We start from the raw sequence: 842 nt of genomic DNA on the forward strand, positions 1-842 counted from the left end.
CTATATAACACATCAAATACATTAAAGACTAATGCAGTTAACAAAATATAATTCAAGAAATCCATATATAGACTTCTTCTTTTTTGTTCAATCTGAAGATTTATTGTTTGAACACAAAGAGATGAAATTTTTTCCAAATGGTAAATCAGTTGTTGTATTTAATTTTGGAAACAAATTCATAGAAAATAATGAAAAATTACCACAACATTTGATGTCTGCTGTTTGTATGCAGTCACATGTAATAAAATCACCAAGTGGAAAAATAGATTTAATAGGTGTGCAGTTAAAAGCATATGGATTGTATGCTTTTACCAATACCGCAATAAAAGAGATAGCCGGAAAAATACATAGTTTAGAACTTTTATTTGGAAATGAAGTAAAAGAGTTGGAGGAAAAATTAATTGAAAATGATGAAGCTTGTAAAAGAGTTGAATTATTAGATTATTTCTTTCTAACGAAGATAAATAGAATAGTACCTACACAAGTTGAAACAATGATAAATGATATTACTATTCAAAAAGGAAACTTATCAGTAGTTCAACTTGCTGAAAAATATAGTGTTTCTGAAAGAACCATGGAACGAATTTTTGAAACTTATTTAGGAATAAATCCTAAAAAGTATATTCGATTAGTTAGGTTTCAAGGCACTGTTGAATCATTAAAAAATGGTAAAATTAAAAGTATAACTAAACTTATCAGCGATTATGACTATGCAGACCAATCTCATTTTATAAAAGAATTTCATGAGTTTGCCAAGCTCAAACCCTCTTTTTTTCAGAAAAATATACCATTGTCGGATTTTTACAATTTTGAAAGTTAAAATGTTTGTTTTTTTGTTTGAT

The 842-nt window shown here is 26.8% G+C and carries 1 protein-coding gene; it reads left to right on the forward strand.

Going from position 1 to position 842, the window contains the following annotated elements:
- The first annotated feature begins 31 nt into the window (after positions 1–31).
- Positions 32–820: a helix-turn-helix domain-containing protein gene (locus DIU01_RS03140; RefSeq protein WP_290831800.1), complete on the forward strand. Its 789-nt coding sequence runs from the start codon at positions 32–34 to the stop codon at positions 818–820.
- The last annotated feature ends 22 nt before the right edge of the window (positions 821–842 follow it).

The organism is Flavobacterium sp. (genome assembly GCF_003525665.1).
GTDB lineage: Bacteria > Bacteroidota > Bacteroidia > Flavobacteriales > Flavobacteriaceae > Flavobacterium.

Coding starts and splice junctions, on each gene's coding strand:
- DIU01_RS03140 (WP_290831800.1), top strand. CDS start 32: ATGCAGTTAACAAAATATAATTCAAGAAATCCATATATAGACTTCTTC.